Below are 18,895 nucleotides of genomic sequence, written 5' to 3' on the forward strand. Positions count from 1 at the left end.
TTGTTGTTTTCACATTTTGCTATTCATTGAGTAGCAATGAGCAACCCAAACAAACTGATCGATTATCTTATGGATGATTCAAATTATAGCAATAAACCATATGAAGAAGTGTAGACATGAAAAAAATAAGACAATTTCGTGAATTAATAGCATTTTATGTACATAAGAGGAACTATTTTGGTAAAATTATACCCTTTGTACATATTCATCAAATAACCATTGTTCCTGTGCTTGATCAACAATTTCGAGAATACTACCCTGCATATATTTTTTAATGCGCTTTTTTGGTGTATAAAAATAAGCATTATTCCTAATTAACCACTCACTTAATGTTAAATCACCCTCTACATATTGATCTGTTAATATTTTCTTATGGCGCAGAACATCCGCCATTTTATAAAAACCATCTGATAATTCATAAGCCGATACATCGAAATTAAAAATGGGGCTGACAACCTGTCCAACGTCAAAAATATGGATGGTTTGCTTTTCTTCATCTATAGCTAACTCTACTGTGCTAATTTCATCGAAAAGATTTAAACCTCTATATTCCATTTGATAAATTTTTTCCATCTGTTTACGCCTCCTTTTTAGAACGGTCTAATTGTAACACAGAAAAAGTAGCTACCTCTAAAAATTGAAGGTAGCTACTTCTACAAAAATAATCCATGATATTGTTTGTTGCAATGTATGGCTTTAACCTTGTACACGAGTAATTTTAACATCTTTTAAGATGGTATTGACCACCCAACTAGCAGCAATTAAACCTGCAACTGACGGCACAAAAGCATTGGACGATGGCGGCATCTTTGCTTTGCGGATCGCCGCATCTGGCTTCCCAACATGTTCTACAACATCTGGTCGAACGACAATCGGGCTCTCATCCGAAAATACAACGGTTACCCCTTTATGAATTCCGTCTTTTCGTAGCTTTGTACGTATGATTTTAGCTAGAGGGTCTGTGTGTGTTTTTGATATATCAGCAATTTGGAAGCGAGTAGGATCCATTTTATTTGCTGCACCCATACTTGATATAATAGGAATATTACGCTTTAAACATTCCTTCATTAAATGAATTTTATACATAACTGTATCACTTGCATCGATTACATAATCAATGTTTTGTGCAAAAAATTCCTCATATGTTTCTTCCGTGTAAAACATATGCATATCAATCACTTCACATGCTGGATTAATATCTGCTATGCGCTCTTTCATTACAGCTGATTTAGATTTGCCCACAGTAGATAGATATGCTACTAATTGTCTGTTGACATTTGTAATATCTACATTATCTTTATCAACTAAAATGATGCGGCCGATCCCACTGCGTGCACATGCCTCAGCAGCGAATGATCCCACACCACCCACACCAAGAATGGCAACCGTTGTATTTTTTAATTTTTCGAGACCCTCTGTTCCTATTGCGAGCTCGTTACGTGAAAATTGATGTAACATCCTGACACTCTCCATCTATGAAATTTTATTAGTAAACCTAGTTATATACTAAGATAAAAACACAACCTATCTTACATTTTATCATGTTATTCATCAAGTGAAAATTATAAAGAAAAAAATAGTTGCCTACTTATAGTCATACTATAAAGAGCAATTGAATCACTTCAACTACTCTTTGATTACTATATATAATTTTTTTGAAATACTTCAACAAAAGACATATGAGGCTGAACGTCTAGCTGTTGAAATGCTGCTATTACTGCCCCACCAATTGGCGGTAAAGCTGGTGTCTTAAAGCTAAAAGGTAATGCTTCCTCTAGTGCCATAGCTTGAAGTCTTGAAACAAAATGAGCTTCATTGGTAAACACCCCACCTACTAAGACGACTGGTACTTCGTCTTGCTCCCACTGCATATCCAAATAGCAAGCCCTAATCGCCTTATAATAGTTTTGACAAGCATTTTCTATTATTTGCTTAGCTACAAGATCCCCATTGTCAGCTGCTTCAAAAATATACACACTCAATGGGGCGACGACCGTACGTGGATGTTCCTCGCCATAAATATGGGCTATTAATTGTGGCACAGTTTTTACAGAAAAATGATGCAGCACAGCTTCGGTTAAGAGTGTAGCTGTTGCTCTTCCATCATAACTTTGAAATACGGCTTTTAGCAGCTGAACACCTAAATCATAGCCGCTACCTTCATCATCAAAAAGATAGCCCCAGCCACCTACTCGATGAAAGCGTTGGTGACAATCGTACCCCATCGTAATGGCCCCTGTTCCAGCAATTTGAACAATCCCTGCTTTGCCAAGTGTACCTGCATAAAGAGCAATTAATGCATCATTATCCACCCTAATTGTTGCGGCTTTGGAAACATAGTGTCGTAAAACAGCTTCAACCACGCCTCCTGCTTGTAGCTCCTGAACTCCTGCCATACCAGCAAAACAGCTAGCAACTTCTGCAAGTGCTTGTGGATTTTGCTGCTGTAAATTTTGCATGATTGTATGCAAAATTGCCTCAAAATAGGTTCTATCCATCGCTGTTGGATTACTTCTTGTCGTCACCACTTGAGCATAAATATTCCCCTTTTCATCACAAATAACAGCTGACGTTTTCGTTCCACCACCATCAATTGCTAATACATACATAACAATGTTTCCCCCCATAAAGAAAAAGAGATTGATAACTCAATCCCTTCCTCTCCATTCTTTACTTGGTAAACCCAAATGATGCCCATGGTTGGATATATGGTAATAAAAATCGCTCTTCCTCGACAATGCTAGCAACGACATTGCTGGAACCAGCATTTGGAATGTCCTTCAGAACAATTTGAAGCTCACCTTTATAACGAACATCAAGATTATTATCAATCGTAACATCACCTAGTTTAAGTGGACGTGTATCATGGATAGGAAAATCCTCATTTTTATATTTAACTCGAGATTGAGTACTCCGAATGACATAATCAGAAACATCACCACGATTAAAATGAGGCTCCTGAAAAAGAATGGTCTCCTCTAAACTACTAGTATCTGAGGACTGGCTCACCTTTAATTCAAGCTTATAGCGATTTAATTGACCTAATGCTCGTATTTCTTCCTCTGAAGCATACATATTGCCAATAATACAATCATCAATTAGCCCCGTGTGCCATAAATCTTTTGCCTGTACAGTAACTGGTAGTTGACGGTGCTCCTCTAGTGTTGGTAAACCATGTTCCGTTTGCTCCCAAGGTCCAAATTTACCATGCTGTGAGGAAATCATCGCTGCCGTTCTTATATTGTGTTCCTTAAAGCATTGTGATGTTTGTAAAAAATGCTGACGAGATAAACCAGTAAAGCGTCTTGGATAAAAATTATGACAGCCAATAATATTCTCTTTATTTGCCTGGTAAGATAACACATTATCGACATACTTCGTACCATTACTAATATTTAATTCTATCTTCAGATTACTTGCGTCAAATGACATCAGCGCTTCTTCCTGACCTGAAAATCCCATGTCTAAACGTATAGCTGCCAAAGAAAAATGTTCTTTTAAATAGCCAATATCCCTATAGGTATAGCCTAAATCATCAAAAACGGCTGGTGCGATATCAGCTGAAATGTCAAAACCTAACTGTTGAGCAAATTGGTTAATTTGCTGTAATTTCTGGCGTTCTTCCTTCTGCTTTAATGACATCAGACATGTAAAAATACGGTCAAAGCCATTGTCATGGGCAAGCTGAACATAGCGCTTCATTTCGTCAAGTGTAGTATGCTGCGGATAGAGCGAAATTCCTAATCTTCTCACTTTAAACCCTCCATTAGTTCACGCTTAAACTTCTACTTTTTGCCCTTCTGCTTGGACAACAGCTTGTTGTTCATTTTGTGCTGCTAAAGCAGCTTTTTGCTCATTCTGCCTTGCCATACGGTTTGCCATCGAAATAAATGGCAAATAAATACAAACGGCAATGACAATTAACACAATACTTAAGACTGCCCCACGCCAAGATTGAGTTGCTAGGAATCCGTTAATAATCGGAGGTGTTGTCCATGGTGGTGCTACAGTAGCTGCTGGCACCCAGCCCAACTTCGTTGCAAAGAAGGCAATCGTTACGTTTACCATTGGTGTCAAAATGAAAGGTACGAATAAAACCGGGTTTAATACAATTGGCAGTCCGAAAAGTAATGGCTCATTAATATTGAAAATCCCAGGAGCTGCGGATAATTTTCCAACTGTATTATATTGCTTATTCTTTCTTGCAAATAGGAATATCGCAATAATAAGTGCTATTGTCGTACCAGAGCCTCCCATGTTAATAAATGCATCAAAGAATGGTTTATTTACAATGTAAGGCGCTACTTTACCAGCAGAGATAGCAGCAACGTTTTCGTTAATAGCTGGTAAATTAATCGTTTGCATAAATGGTTCAATGATATTTGCTCCATGAACGCCAAGTGTCCATAAAAATGTAGGGATAAATGCCAAAATTAAAGCCGCAAGCCATGTATTTGTTAGACCCATAAATGGCTCCTGAATCGCCGTGTAGAAGGAACCAACAATATCTGGTATATCAAAACCTGCCGAAATAATTGTTCGAACTAGAGCAAATAATCCAATAGTTATTATGGCAGGTAGTAACGCTGCAAATGATTTCGCAACAGCTGGTGGTACACCATTTGGCATTTTAATTAGTAACTTGGGATTGCCAGACAATTTACAAAACAATTCTGTAGAAAGTAGTGCAATGATCAGAGCAATGAATATACCACCTGTACCTGTAGTTAATCCTGTTAATCCACCTTCACCAAACGTACCAAATGTCATATAGCTAGCAAGCCCTATTACTCCACCAGATAATGCATCTTTGTCATAGCTTTTCGTCAAATGATAGGCAACACAAAAGGCTAGTAATAGTGAAATAATTCCAAATGTAGCTCCCCAAATATTGCCACCAAACTGTGTCCATGTCTCATGCTTCCAAATGGCATCGAGTGCATTTTGATAAAATTTGATAGGCAAATTGTTAATAAGTACAGCCAGAGATCCCACAATCGTTAAAGGCATAATCGTAATAAATCCATCACGAATGGCAACTAAATGACGCTGATTTCCAACCCTTGCAGCAACCGGTACAAATTTCTCTTCTAAAAAACGGAACATCCCCATACACTCCCTTTGCTTTTTATTGTGACATCAAAATTTGATGTTACTCCCCTTTGATTCGTTCATATAGCTCAATCATTTCCTGTGCTAAATCACGAAATGTAATAGCATTCATTAAATGATCTTGTGCATGAATTAATAACATAGAAACCTCTACTTTTTCTCCCCTTGCTTCTTGAGACAGTAACCCCGTTTGAGCGTGATGTGCATCAATTAGAGATTCATTCGCTAATTTGATTTTCTCCTTCGCCGCCTCAATTTCCCCTTTTTTTGCTAGCTGAATAGCTTCCATACACTCACTTTTCGTATTACCACTATGCACAATAAGACCCATAATCGATTCCATTAATGCTACTTCTCCCATTTCCCGTTGTCCCCTCTTTCATCCTATTAATTGCAGGGCTTGCTTCAAGACATTCTCCCCATTCATCATGCCGTAATCCGCCATATTAATAACATCAATAGGAAAACCCATATCCTTGTATTTTGATTCAAACGTGCCCTTTAAGTAGCGTACCTGAGGGCCTAGTAAAAGCACATCCGCCTTTTTCGCAGCTAATACTTTTTCAACCTCTCCTTCTGCAATAGCATAAATATCAGCTTCAATATTTTTCTCCTGTGCGGCTTTTTGCATCTTCGATACTAATAAGCTAGTACTCATGCCTGCTACACACACTAACATGATGTTTTTCATTCGAAACACTCCTTTAATGTTTTTATTTTGTAATCGCTTACTTATGTTGAGAATAGCACCTATTGGTATATACCACAATACAATTTTTACATTAAATATATGCTAAGCTAATAAATTACAAAATTGGGCTATTGCAGTTGTATAGCATAATTAACGATTCTTTTTAACTGGTATAGTCCAGAAAAAAGTTCAAAAAATTTTTATATTTCCATCAAATTTAATGCCTAAAAATACTCATAAAAAGCAGGTTTTTCTGAAGGTAACGCCCTTTGCCAATGATCAATTATCTTTTTCTCTATAGGCTGATTAGCATAGATAACTGCTTCTTTTACAGAAAGATAGCCCACCATCATTGCAGAAAAAAGATTAATTGGTAGTGTTAACATATGCATGGTATCGGTTGAATTTGTCTCAATTATTGAGACATGACCATTTTTATTTATTTGATAGACATGCTCATTCCAATGACAAAAAGAATCTTCAATACGAATAGTCAAAATGTCATTAATCTCTCCCCATGGATACTGCTGCATGAATGCATAAACGTCCACCACCCTAATCATGACATCCTGAACGACTTCCTTTTTGAATTGTGGCTCTTTGAAATAAAAGCCAAATGGATAATGATTGCTAGTAACTCCTGTAATGTTACTAACACTTGCTGCGTGCGACGTAATATAACGCCATATTGCTTGTTCCGCTAAATGATTGGCTACAATAAAATCTTGAACTTCAAATGTCTCCTGCCTTATTGCATAACGAATATACCCCTCTAGATGCCCATCTAGAAAATAAGCTGCAAAATGACTATCAGGGCTCCTTCTCTCAATTCGCTTCCACCAAGCATCATCACGTACCATGCCACCATGTTGTACGATTGCCATTGCATTATGAAATTCCTTAATACCCTGAAAAAGATCGGGATCTAACCATTCAAAGCTCATCCTTTTAACGACATCTAGTTGTTTACCTAAATCTGGAAAATTCACTTGTGGAATCGTATAATGAAGCTTCTCAAAAAATAGTTCCCACCCAAAATATCGATAGAATGACACGGAATAAGGTGCTAAAACAGAAATCGTCTGCCCATTGTTCCGCATTTTTTGCAGTGCTTCCGTCATGAGCCTTTTCACAATTCCCTGTTGCCGATACTCTGGATATGTAGCGACAAATCCTATCCCCCCCATTTTGTACTGGACGCCATGCACCATCATGTTTAATGGTAATATTAGAAGCTGCCCAACGACTTTTTTATCATCATAAGCCCCTAGTGTTGTGCTATGCTCAATCCAATAGTGAAAATCGTCCCGACGAGCCTTTGTATATTTATTTGGAAAACAATAATCCCTCAATTGATGTATTTGCCAATAATCGTTAGGTGAGACAATGTTAATGTTCATACTTAACCACCTCTGTTTAATGAATATTCTGATAAATATTGATAAATAAATTCTTTTTCCAAGGGCTCTTTTGCAGTGGTATAACAACAACCACTGCAAAATCCCTTAACACTCTTCTCCAAAATTCCCTTAACATCTTTGTTATTCCTAGTTACGAACCGCACTTAACCCATTTTCAACGTAAATTTCCTTTTGCTATTGCTCATGTAAAATCTATACGATGCTGGTATTTTGCAATCATTGTTTCATTATGTGACCAATCTGAATCCACATTATTACTAACAAAAATAGGTAATTCAGTTGAGTTCTTTGCTATCTCCTCAATGATTTCGCTAAATAACGCATTTAATAGTAGTGAACCAATAACAGTAGATGCTGGCGCATATTGCATTTCATGTTTATGCAAAACGCCATCACCAATAGGTATATGTGTGTTGATGATGAAATCTACCACTTCTTCTAGTCTTTGCCCGCTATGATGACGTGTAGGCTGCTCTTTATAGAAGAGCGATTGTAGGGATAGAACAAAAACACCTCTAGCCTTTGCTAATAAAGCGGCGTCAATAGGTGCTGAATTTCTCCCGGAAGTCGAAATCACAATGCACACGTCATTTTCACGAAAATCAAACTGTTCCTTATGTTGTTCAATAATAGTCGGGTCCTTCTCATTACTTGAGGAAGCTAAAGCCCCCGCATGTAATGCTAACGGTTCAATAAAAATGGGACGCACAGGAACTAAACCACCTGCTCGGTAAAATGCCTCCTGAGCTAATAACTGCGAATGTCCACAACCAAAAAGTTGGATAATGCCACCTCGCTGAAGGCGCTGCACAATGATACGAGCAGCTTCATTAATCCGTACAGCTTCCTGCTCTTTTACAACTTGGATTAGCTTTTCGATTTCAGAAAAATATGCATGCATATGATCACCTTTTAATTTCACTTATAAATTTGTAGCGATCCGCTCGATAAGTACTACGTACAAGCTCAAACGGCTTACCATCCGATAAATAACTTGTTCGTTTAATAATTAAAACTGGTGCTGTTTGATTAATCTGCAAAAACTTACTATCTTCTTTTGATACAATGGCTGCCTCCATTTGCTGAACAGCATTTCCAATTTTTTGATGGAATTTTGCTTCAATTAAGGCATAAAGCGAGCCCATAATTTGCTTTTCATCCAATTCAGGATATATTTTCACAGGGATATACGTTCTTTCAATCGCCATTGGCTGAGAATCCGCATTTCTAATCCGAACTACAAAGAATACCTCTTCTCCTGACTCAATCATTAAGTCTCTGGCGATATCCATCGGCGGTACGATTTTCTCAAATCGTAAAACTTTACTGCTCGGTTCCATGCCTCGTGTGCGCATATCCTCAGTAAAACTCGTTAATCCCTTTAATGGTTGCTCTAATTTTGGATTGGCAACATAAGTACCTCTCCCTTTTTCTCGATAAAGAAGACCACTATTTACTAGATTGGTAATGGATTGACGTACAGTCATTCTACTAACGTCAAATTGCGCGGAAAGCTCTCGTTCTGAAGGAATTGTTTCACCAATTTTGTATTCTTCTAAATAAATTCGTTGTTTAATAATCTCTTCTATTTGTATATAAATAGGAATATGGGAATTTTTCTCTAACAAATCTTGCACCTTCCTTATGCCTCATTTATGATATTCCAAATACAACTTTACCTGACAAATCGTTTTTTGCCCATGCAAATGTTGAGTAAGCAATACACAATTCACATGAAAACCATCCTTAGCTTTCTTGGTAAGTCGTAATTTTTTAACATTGGCTTACACTATTTTTTGTATTGACTACTTTGTCATGGCATCTCTATTTCTACTGTCTACTCCATCATTAATTGAATGCCTTTTTATGCATCGTTTGCTAATGGAGACTTTTTTGCTTCCAACTCATGTTCATCATATTACTAGCCAATTACGAAGATAATGTTTGCCTGAGCATTTTTTCTGTAAGGCTAACTTTGCAATTGATGAAGGTATAGTTGTCTATACCAATTATATGCTGATTAACCAAAAATAAAAAGTAATTCTTTCATATTTTCAAAATTTTCCTATTTTTCAATAGCTATGTCCCTTTTTCAACATAAAAAAAGGAGCTATACTCAAGCTCCTTTTAATCCTATGTATAGGACGAATCCCAATTGTGCCGTAATGCCAAGAAACATTCGTTTTGAACCCGCAATTTGCAGGGGGGTGCCCGCTTTGCAGCTTTAAACGTCCCGCTCCGCTAGGGGCATGTTTGCGACTACAAAATGAAGGCTCCCGATTCGATAATGTTCGGTCAAAACTGTGAAGTAGAGTTAGCAGTTAGACAAACACATCAGGATTCGTATTACAGATATCATACCACCACTTTTCTGATAATTCAAACGATTTTCTCTAACAATCTATAATTTCATAAGAAAACGCAAAAAATACCTAGGTTCCCAACAATATTTGCTAGGAAACCTAGGTATTCTGTATTATTGTTTATTTTCTAAATGGTTTAATTGCTAAACTTAATTCGCTTAGTTGCTCTGGTGATACTTCACTTGGTGCTTCTGTCATTAAGCAGCTAGCACTTGCTGTTTTCGGGAATGCAATCGTATCCCGTAAATTGTTACGTCCCGCTAATAACATAACAAAGCGATCAAGACCAAAGGCAAGACCAGCATGTGGTGGTACACCATATTCAAATGCTTCTAATAAGAAACCAAATTGCGCCTGAGCCTCTTCTTCTGTAAAGCCAAGTAATTCAAACATTTTTTCTTGTAGATCACGTTCATAAATACGTAATGAACCACCACCAAGTTCGTAGCCATTTAATACAATATCATATGCTTGAGCACGAACTGCTGAAGGATCTGTGTCCATTAACGGGATATCTTCATCAAACGGACGTGTGAATGGATGGTGTGCTGCATAGTAACGTCCATCTTCCTCAGAGTATTCAAATAATGGCCAGTCAGTAATCCATAGGAAGGCAAATTGAGATTCGTCAATTAAATTTAGATCCTGCCCTAATTTTGTGCGAAGTGCCCCTAAAGATGCGGCTACTACAGCTGCTGTATCTGCTACGAATACTAGAATATCGCCCACTTCTGCACCCATACGTTCTATTAATGCAGCTGCTAATGCTTCATCAAAGAACTTCGCGATTGGACCATTTAAGCCTTCTTCTGTAACCTTTAACCAAGCAAGACCTTTTGCCCCATAGATACCAACAAACTTTGTTAATTCATCCATGTCTTTACGTGAATATTTGTCGGCTGCCCCTTTAATATTGATACTTTTTACTTGCTTCCCTTGTGCCACTGTATCTGCAAACACTTTAAAATTACAACCTTCAAAAACATCATTTAATGCTACTAATTCTAAGCCAAAACGAACATCTGGTTTATCTGAACCATAACGATCCATTGCTTCTTGGTATTTCATGCGTTGGAATGGTGCAGGGATATCAAGCCCTTTCACTTCTTTCATTACGGCTTGGATTAAACGCTCATTCATTTCTAATACTTCTTCTTGTGTTAAGAAACTTGTTTCAATGTCTACCTGTGTAAACTCTGGTTGACGGTCAGCACGTAAATCTTCATCACGGAAACAACGTGCAATTTGGAAATACTTTTCAAAGCCAGCAACCATTAATAACTGTTTAAATAACTGTGGTGATTGTGGTAAAGCATAAAATTCACCTTCATGTACACGTGATGGCACTAAATAATCACGAGCACCTTCTGGCGTTGACTTTGTTAAAATTGGTGTTTCAACTTCTAAGAAGCCTTCATTTTGTAGGAAGTTACGAATTGTACGTGTAACATCAGAGCGCATTTTAAAGGTATCGAACATCACTGGACGACGTAAGTCCAAATAGCGATATTTTAAACGTAGATCTTCTGACACGTCTGTACGATCTTCAATTTGGAATGGCGTTGTTTTGGCCGTATTAATGACAACCAATTTTGTAGCTTCTACTTCAATTTTACCGTTCGGCACATTTGGATTGATTTGGTCCTCTGTACGAAGGATAACCGTTCCTTCCACTTCAATTACATATTCACTACGCACTTTATCCGCTAAAGCATGTGCTTCTGCAACGTCTGGACTAAAAACAACCTGAGTAATACCTGTACGGTCACGTAAATCAATAAAGATTAAACCACCAAGGTCGCGACGACGCTGTACCCAACCTTTTAATACGACTTTTTCGCCTTGTAACGCTTCTGAAAGCTCGTTACTAGCATGTGTTCTTGTAGCCATTGTTAAATTCCTCCAAAAATATCTTCTTTTTATGTAGCATTTAACGAGAAATGCCATGTCTTTTAGGATTGTTGAGATAAATAGTTCACTAATTCTGAAAATGCAACCTTATGCTGCTCACCAGATTCCATATGCTTCACTGCTGCTGCTTGCTCTTCCAGCTCCGTTTCACCAAGGACAATCGTAAACCTCGCCCCTAGGCGGTCCGCTGATTTCATTTGTGCCTTCATTTTTCGATCTAAATAATCCATTTCTGTGGCAAGGCCTTTTGCGCGGAACGTACTAGTTAACTCTACAGCCTTTTGTTTCGCCTCATCGCCCATTGCAATAATATAAACATCTAGTCCAGAAGCCGTATCTAATTCCACACCTTCTGCCTCAAGCGCTAATAATAAGCGTTCAATACTTAGTGCGAATCCAATACCTGGCACATCTGGCCCTCCAATTTCTTGTACGAGACCATTGTAGCGTCCACCGCCACAAAGTGTTGTAATAGCACCAAAGCCAGAAGCAGTCGACATAATTTCGAATGTCGTATGATTGTAATAATCAAGTCCACGCACAAGATTTGGATCAACTTCATACGTAATGCCCAATGTATCCAAATACGCTTTCACTTGAGCAAAATAGGCAGCTGATTCCTTAGTTAGGAAATCTGTCAATGCTGGAGCCGTTTGCATTAATGGATGCTCGCGATCTACCTTGCAATCTAAGATTCGCAATGGATTTTTTTGTAAACGATTTTGACAATCGGAGCAAAACTCCTCTATATGTGGCTCAAAATGTTGTAATAATGCTGTACGATGCGTATCACGAGTTTCTTTGTCACCAAGTGAATTGATGACCAATTTCAAATCCTTTAAGCCCGCTGATTCATAAACATCCATCGCAAGAGCGATAACTTCTGCATCAATGGCAGGATCTGCTGAACCGATTGCCTCTACACCGAATTGCACGAATTGACGGTAGCGACCGGCTTGTTGGCGCTCATAGCGGAACATAGGTCCTAAATAAGAAAGTTTAACAGGTTGGTCTGGGGCACCAAACATTTTATGTTCTACATACGCACGGACAACTCCAGCTGTATTTTCAGGACGCAATGTTAACGAACGCCCCCCGCGATCTTCAAATGTATACATTTCCTTTTGCACAACATCCGTTGTTTCACCAACACCACGTGCAAATAAATCTGTCTGTTCGAAAATCGGTGTACGAATTTCGTTATAGCGATACACACGGCAAATATCACGAATAATCGCTTCAACCTTTTGCCATTTTTCAGATTGACCTGGCAAAATATCTTGTGTTCCTCGTGGCACTTTAAAACTCATGTAATTTCCCTCCTATATTGATTGCTTATGATTGAGCAGCTGTCATTCCACTTGGAGCGGCTTCGAGCTTTCTTTGAGCACTTTCCTCTCCACTTGGAGCAGCTTCGGTCCTTCTTTGAGCGCTTTCCTCTCCACTTGGAGCGGCTTCGGTCCTTCTTTGAGCGCTTTCCTCTCCATTTGGAGCGGCTTCCACCCTTGATTAAGCACTCCGCTCACCAGTTGGAGCTATTTTTCTTGCTGTTCAGTGAAGCATCTTCCACATAGCGCAGAATTCACCCCATTTTCAGCAGGGTCGATTGCTTTTTAGACAACAAAAAAGCCCTCGTCTCCTTGCCATTGCAAGGGACGAGAGCTGTATAAGCTTCCGCGGTTCCACCCTAGTTGACACAAAATATAAATCTGTGTCCTCCTCATAATCGGATAACGGCCGATTCCGTTTTTTCCTAGTAGGCATTGCTGCTTTTCAGAAAAAAGCCTCTCAAGTGTTATTCGCATCATACATATTTGTAGGAAAGATTGCAGCCTAAGTCTTCCCCTCTCTTTTCCAATAGAGGTACACGCTACTTGCTTGGTCATAAGCGATTAATCATTTTTCGATTACCCTTTATGTTAGTCACTAGCCAAGCCAATGTCAACTATTTTTATATTTTTCATCAAACAGCAATGAAAATGACAAATTCCATTACCTTTTTACCACGAATTTTTATACAAAAGCATGGTAAAATAGCACAAGGAATAGGAGGAATCTGATGAGGACAAAAATTTTACATAGTATAATGATCTTCATACTAATGGTAACTATTGCGATGCCAAATAAGAACTTTGTTCAAAAAGCTTCCGCTGACACTAGTGATCTAAAAGTCGCTGGAACAATTCTTCATTTACGTGAGGGTCCTGGTTTGTCTTATCCTATCATTACAACATTAGAAGAAGGTGATCCTTTATCCTCAATTGGTCGTGAAGGTGATTGGATTCAAGTAAAAACAGGTAACTACGAAGGATGGGTTGCCTCTTGGCTGACAGCTCCTACAAATGCTAAACAAGCCTTAGATAAAACTGTCATCGCACAAGTTGACCGTTTAAATATTCGAACAGAGCCAGATATCTCATCAGCAGTGCTTGGGCAACTTTCGACGGGCAACCAAGCAAACCTCATTGAAGAAAATAGTGAATGGGCCAAAATTGATTGGAATGGACAAACTGGATGGGTTTCAAAGGATTATGTCACGATAAACGATAATCCTAAAAAAGAAATAGAACCAAAAGAAGATGCAGTAGAAGTAACTACTACTACAACACCAGTAAACAAGGATACTACTTTTACAATCTTAGTGGACGTTCTAAATGTCCGTAAAAAACCTGATTTAAATACTAAAAAAGTTGGTACTGTGACAAAAGGGCAAGCCTTTAAAGTACTGGCTCAAGAGCATAATTGGGTACAAATACAGTACAATGATAAAAAAACAGGATGGGTCTATAGTTTTTACGGTACATTCTCTAATAAAGTGAAGAGTACTTCCAAAACTTCCTCTTCTAAAGAGTTGGAGTCTGTTACGATTATTTATAATGGGACAAACCTACGAACAGATGCGTCAACAGATGCTGAAGTTGTTGAACGTGTCGATGCTGGCATTAATTACCCGATTGTCGGCGTGAAGAATGATTTTTATGAAATACAATTAGATGATGAAAAAACGGCATTTGTCGCGAACTGGGTAGTAACAACAAGTTCAAATAAAGCAACAATACCTCAAAAGGATAAAGAAGAACCTCGTAAAAAAGGAACTTTAAATGGACTGACGATTGTTGTGGATGCAGGACATGGTGGGAATGATCATGGAACAACAGGGCAGCGTGGTACAGAGGAAAAAGGCATTACTTTGAAAACAGCTACTCTACTTGCTTCTAAATTAAGTGCTGCTGGTGCAAATGTGGTCATGACGAGGGAATCAGATGAATATGTAGCTCTACGTAAGCGTGTATCAATTGCCCATCAATATGAGGCAGATGCCTTTATTAGTCTTCATTATGATGCAACAGACGACAGCTCTATTAACGGCTTCACATCCTATTATATGAATAGTAATCAAAAAGGACTTGCTGAAGCGATCCATGATGGCCTTTCAGGTAAATTAGAATTGAGAGATCGTGGGACACAGCAAGGTAACTATTTAGTACTTCGAGAAAATCGTCAAAAGGCTGTACTTATTGAGTTAGGCTTCTTGAGTAATTCAAGCGAGGAGCGAGTCATCACGACAGCAAAGTTCCGTGAGCAGGCAACACTCGGTATTTATCAAGGTATACTCAACTATTTTAATAAGCAAGAGGAATAAACAAAAAGCTGTGGAAAGAATAATCTTCCACAGCTTTTTTCACGTTTTAAGTGATCCCTATTGCTACTGCAGCAATCAATGCAAGGCATGCAATCACTGCCCAACCAAGTATCATCTTCCAAATAAATTTGATCCACTTTTCATATGGGATACCTGCTACAGCTAAATACGCCATTAGCGCAGATGAAGTAGGAATGATAGAATTTGTTAAGGAATCCCCATATTGAAAGGCTAACACAGCCACTTGACGTTCCAATCCTAATAAATCAGTAATTGGAATCATAATTGGCATTGTGGCTGCTGCCTGTCCACTACCTGATGAAATAAATAAATTCAAAAGTGCTTGGATAAATAACATGCCAATTGCGCTAATAGCATGTGGTAAATGGCCAATGGTTTCTGATGCTGCATAAACAATCGTATCAATAATTTTTCCTTGCTCTAACACAACCGTGATTGCACGGGCAAAGCCTACAATTAAGGCACCGAACGTTACAGCTTTTGCCCCATCAATAAAGGAATCAAAAATAGTCGCAGGTTTTAAACCGCCAATTAGCCCCGCAATTAACCCCATAATTAAAAAGGATGCTGTTAATTGTGTTAGGAACCAGCCCCAATTAAAGACACCATAAATATTAAAGCCAATTCCGCAAGCCATCACAATAAATACAAATTTATGCTTACCTGTTAATGTAGGAATGTCAATTTCGGATACAGTAGATTTAGCCTTTTGCTCAATGTCATAAATAACACTTGCTTGTGGATTCTTTTTTACTTTAAAAGCATAGCGAGACACATAAAATATGGCAAAACCTAGAACAAAAATATAGACAACTGCACGGAAACCTATTCCAGAAAATAGCGGTACATCTGCTAATGATTGCGCAACACCTACTGTAAAGGGATTAAGCATACCTCCAAAAAATCCACTAGCTGCACCAAGAGTAATCATAGCTGTCCCTGTTACAGCATCAAAGCCCATTGCACGAGCAATCGCTACACCAATCGGTACGAAAATAATTGTTTCTTCTGCCATCCCCATTGTAAAACCGCCAACAGAGAACAAGATCATCGATAATGGAATGAGTAATTTTTCTCTTCCCTCTAGCGCTTTTACACCTTTATAGACACCAGCTTCAATGGCACCTGTTGAACGGATAATGCCAAAAACACCGCTGACTAAGAAAATGTAGAAAATAATTTGAGCTCCTTTTTCAAGCCCCATTGGAATCGCTGTAAACATTTCGAAAAATGAAACTGGATCACTCTCAATATGATGATAGCTTCCATCTACAACGAGCATTCGCCCTTCCTCATCCTCTACACGGTCAAACTCACCCGCCGGAATAATATAGCTTGCAATACCTGCTAAAAAAATAATAGCAAAAATAATGGTATATGTATGAGGTACTTTGAGCCAACTTCTCTTTTTAACATTCTGTTCATTTTCCATAAATTCACTCTCCTTTTCATAGATTTAGACATCGGAACAATGTTGTCGTTATATGTCGTTAATTGAGAATAAATATACATGAGTTCAAATTTATTGTAAAGTATTAATTTTCTATTATTTCAGAATGTCCAATAGTTTGTTGCCTTATAAAGCTTTCGCGGACGGCCTTGATGATAAGGTTGCTCCTCTCCTACTAACTTAAAGTAATCATGCTCGATTAATCGATTAATAATGCGTTCAGCAGATCGACGTGACAGATTCATATATTGCGCTAATTCCGTAGCTGAAAATGGGCGATTATTAGTAACTGTGATAAATTGCTTCATAACATTTAAATTTTTAGCACTCATTTTCACCTTTTCAGCCATCTCTAAAATGGCTTTATGATGGCTACTTAATGCAATTTGATTATTATGTTCAAATAATTGTTCATGTAACTTATTCTCTGCATCTACTAAACAAATGACGGTCGATGCATCTCTCCATTTGGACGTGAAAAATAAAGCTTGGGAAGAATGAGTTTCTGCTTCATGTAATGAATATCCATAGCCAATGCCAATCGTAAAAGTGGTTTTAAATTGTCGTTCACACTGTTCAATTAATGATCTTAAATAAGCAGGATCAAGTTGTTCAATTACCCCTCTAGTAGAAATGATTAAATAAGGCTCCTGTTGGGCTTGCGTGATTCTTGCCTGAAAACGCTTGCAAATATTTTCTAACGACTTTACAAATAGTTGTTGTTCATCCATCAACTTTTGTTTACTACAAATAGAAACGACAGCTATTTGCGACGAAGTCAACATTGTATGCTGATAAGCTTCAAGCGCTGAATTAATTGTCATTATGAATGTTTGTTTGCTTTCAACCATGTACTTCGAAGGTATACCTAATCTTTGTAACTCAACAAAAACTGCGTGTAAACTAGTAAGCGCTAAAGTGGTTTTCCCTGCTTTATATAATTCCTTATGAAAGTGAATAAAATCATTCACATTGAGCTTTGTGATTTTTTCTGGTTGATCATAAACCCATTCGTAATCTTTTACATAGACGTCAGTAGATGGAATACCGGCTTCCATCATTACCTGATGAAGACTATTCTGCTTAGGTACATCGATCGATAGCTGGGATAAATCCACCTTTTCATGATGTTGTAAGGATAATAACGATAGTGCTAGTGTCAATTCATCAAAAGGGATAAACACTGCTTGGATGTGAGATGCTTTTATTTTTTCATAGCAGTAATAATAGGGAATCGATCCAGCAAATAGTAATATATCCGAACAAGATGCAGCTTCATCAAAAAGATTTACACATTGATCTGGTGAAGTATAGGGAAAATGAATAAATTGTACTTGTGGAAACAACGTGAAATGTTCTTTTATATTATTCCAGAAAAATAATGAACCTAGAATCCCTATTGTTTTCAAAATGCTCAGATCCTTTAATACGCACAATATTCCGATAATTTTAATCATTATACCGTAAATATATAAAAAAAGAACCTTCTATCAACTATTATGTTGAGAAGGTTCATACATACTTATTTTCTTGTAGCTTCCAGCGTTACCCATACAATCTCCTCCATTGGAATGAAGTAAGGCGTACGACTAATCTCTAGGATTAAATGGTCAGGTAGTATGGATAATAAAATACCTTGCTGAATATTTTTTTCTGTTTGCACGACAACTGCCTGACCAATCATCATTTTAAAAGTTTCGTATAAATATGGATTGGATATACTCCCCATCTGTGCCATGTGTAGACACCCCTTCCTATAAAACTAACCATACTCTTTAGTATATGAAGGAATTATAGGAAATGTACCATTATTTTGATTCTAGAAGTATTGTGACTGGACCATCATTAATTAGTGCAACATCCATCATCGCACCAAAAACACCTGTTTCCACATGTAAGCCATGCTCTCGCAGTGCTTGATTAAAAGCTTCCCACAGCGGTTCGGCTACTTCTGGTCTAGCTGCACTTGTGAAACTTGGTCGATTCCCTTTTTTGGCATCCCCATATAACGTAAATTGTGAGACGGACAAAATAGCACCTCCATGCTCTAAAATGGAATGGTTCATTTTGCCATCAGCATCTTCCCAAAGGCGTAAATTGGCTATTTTTTTCGCTAAATAAAGGACATCCTCCTGTGAATCTTCATGTGTAATACCCACTAGAAGAACGTAGCCACTATCAATTGCTCCTGTGACAGCTCCGTCTACTGTTACAGAGGCAGCTTTACTGCGCTGTAATACTACTTTCATGCATTAAAACCCCAATTCTATGTTGTTGCTTACC

At 38.0% G+C, this 18,895-nt stretch carries 18 protein-coding genes, 1 other RNA gene and 1 other annotated feature; of the genes, 1 reads left to right on the forward strand and 18 read right to left on the reverse strand.

The window, feature by feature from the left end; all coding sequences use genetic code 11:
* Positions 1–186: 186 nt before the first annotated feature.
* From MKY49_RS15360 to MKY49_RS15425, 14 genes are all read right to left on the reverse strand, one after another.
* The gene (locus MKY49_RS15360; protein WP_274793883.1) at positions 187–573 is read right to left on the reverse strand and encodes a hypothetical protein; all 387 of its coding nucleotides are present in this window, start codon (positions 571–573) and stop codon (positions 187–189) included.
* A 123-nt stretch (positions 574–696) separates the two neighbouring features.
* The gene (locus MKY49_RS15365) at positions 697–1,458 is read right to left on the reverse strand and encodes a tRNA threonylcarbamoyladenosine dehydratase (protein ID WP_312506738.1); all 762 of its coding nucleotides are present in this window, start codon (positions 1,456–1,458) and stop codon (positions 697–699) included.
* 182 nt (positions 1,459–1,640) lie between these two features.
* Positions 1,641–2,609: an N-acetylglucosamine kinase gene (locus MKY49_RS15370; protein WP_312506739.1), complete on the reverse strand. Its 969-nt coding sequence runs from the start codon at positions 2,607–2,609 to the stop codon at positions 1,641–1,643.
* A gap of 61 nt (positions 2,610–2,670) precedes the next feature.
* A complete protein-coding gene (locus tag MKY49_RS15375) occupies positions 2,671–3,753 on the reverse strand; it encodes a DUF871 domain-containing protein (RefSeq protein ID WP_274793886.1) in 1,083 nt (360 codons plus the stop codon).
* 24 nt (positions 3,754–3,777) lie between these two features.
* Positions 3,778–5,106 carry a PTS sugar transporter subunit IIC gene (locus MKY49_RS15380; protein ID WP_274793887.1) on the reverse strand — a complete coding sequence of 443 codons (1,329 nt, stop codon included), beginning with the start codon at positions 5,104–5,106 and terminating at the stop codon, positions 3,778–3,780.
* Between the two features lie 46 nt (positions 5,107–5,152).
* A complete protein-coding gene (locus MKY49_RS15385; protein WP_274793888.1) occupies positions 5,153–5,473 on the reverse strand; it encodes a PTS lactose/cellobiose transporter subunit IIA in 321 nt (106 codons plus the stop codon).
* A gap of 18 nt (positions 5,474–5,491) precedes the next feature.
* A complete protein-coding gene (locus tag MKY49_RS15390) occupies positions 5,492–5,803 on the reverse strand; it encodes a PTS sugar transporter subunit IIB (RefSeq protein WP_274793889.1) in 312 nt (103 codons plus the stop codon).
* 224 nt (positions 5,804–6,027) lie between these two features.
* Positions 6,028–7,203, reverse strand: coding sequence for a GNAT family N-acetyltransferase (locus MKY49_RS15395; protein WP_341386607.1), 1,176 nt, complete (start codon positions 7,201–7,203; stop codon positions 6,028–6,030).
* A 202-nt stretch (positions 7,204–7,405) separates the two neighbouring features.
* On the reverse strand, positions 7,406–8,125 hold the full coding sequence (locus MKY49_RS15400) for an SIS domain-containing protein (RefSeq protein ID WP_274793891.1): 720 nt from the start codon (positions 8,123–8,125) through the stop codon (positions 7,406–7,408).
* A 4-nt stretch (positions 8,126–8,129) separates the two neighbouring features.
* On the reverse strand, positions 8,130–8,852 hold the full coding sequence (locus MKY49_RS15405) for a GntR family transcriptional regulator (RefSeq protein WP_341386939.1): 723 nt from the start codon (positions 8,850–8,852) through the stop codon (positions 8,130–8,132).
* Positions 8,853–9,368: 516 nt separating this feature from the next.
* Positions 9,369–9,568: non-coding RNA, 6S RNA (gene ssrS / locus MKY49_RS15410), on the reverse strand.
* Between the two features lie 139 nt (positions 9,569–9,707).
* Complete coding sequence (aspS, locus tag MKY49_RS15415; protein WP_274793893.1) at positions 9,708–11,477, reverse strand: aspartate--tRNA ligase; 1,770 nt, start codon at positions 11,475–11,477, stop codon at positions 9,708–9,710.
* A gap of 62 nt (positions 11,478–11,539) precedes the next feature.
* Positions 11,540–12,808 carry a histidine--tRNA ligase gene (gene hisS, locus MKY49_RS15420; RefSeq protein ID WP_341386608.1) on the reverse strand — a complete coding sequence of 423 codons (1,269 nt, stop codon included), beginning with the start codon at positions 12,806–12,808 and terminating at the stop codon, positions 11,540–11,542.
* Positions 12,809–12,850: 42 nt separating this feature from the next.
* Positions 12,851–13,015: a hypothetical protein gene (locus MKY49_RS15425; protein ID WP_341386609.1), complete on the reverse strand. Its 165-nt coding sequence runs from the start codon at positions 13,013–13,015 to the stop codon at positions 12,851–12,853.
* Positions 13,016–13,146: 131 nt separating this feature from the next.
* Positions 13,147–13,393: a binding site (T-box leader), on the reverse strand.
* A 164-nt stretch (positions 13,394–13,557) separates the two neighbouring features.
* On the opposite strand from MKY49_RS15425, the gene MKY49_RS15430 reads away from it, so the two are divergent.
* The gene (locus MKY49_RS15430) at positions 13,558–15,141 is read left to right on the forward strand and encodes an SH3 domain-containing protein (protein WP_274793896.1); all 1,584 of its coding nucleotides are present in this window, start codon (positions 13,558–13,560) and stop codon (positions 15,139–15,141) included.
* Between the two features lie 46 nt (positions 15,142–15,187).
* Here MKY49_RS15430 and MKY49_RS15435 read toward each other — a convergent pair whose 3' ends face one another.
* From MKY49_RS15435 to dtd, 4 genes are all read right to left on the reverse strand, one after another.
* Positions 15,188–16,594, reverse strand: a complete 1,407-nt coding sequence (locus tag MKY49_RS15435) for a YfcC family protein (protein WP_274793897.1) — start codon at positions 16,592–16,594, stop codon at positions 15,188–15,190.
* Between the two features lie 119 nt (positions 16,595–16,713).
* The gene (locus tag MKY49_RS15440; protein ID WP_341386610.1) at positions 16,714–18,021 is read right to left on the reverse strand and encodes a MarR family transcriptional regulator; all 1,308 of its coding nucleotides are present in this window, start codon (positions 18,019–18,021) and stop codon (positions 16,714–16,716) included.
* A gap of 113 nt (positions 18,022–18,134) precedes the next feature.
* Positions 18,135–18,350, reverse strand: coding sequence for a DUF2642 domain-containing protein (locus tag MKY49_RS15445; protein ID WP_274793899.1), 216 nt, complete (start codon positions 18,348–18,350; stop codon positions 18,135–18,137).
* 70 nt (positions 18,351–18,420) lie between these two features.
* Complete coding sequence (dtd, locus tag MKY49_RS15450) at positions 18,421–18,861, reverse strand: D-aminoacyl-tRNA deacylase (protein ID WP_274793901.1); 441 nt, start codon at positions 18,859–18,861, stop codon at positions 18,421–18,423.
* Between the last annotated feature and the right edge of the window lie 34 nt (positions 18,862–18,895).

The sequence above is a fragment of the Lysinibacillus sp. FSL M8-0134 genome (assembly GCF_038069745.1).
Taxonomy (GTDB): Bacteria; Bacillota; Bacilli; order Bacillales_A; family Planococcaceae; genus Lysinibacillus; species Lysinibacillus irui.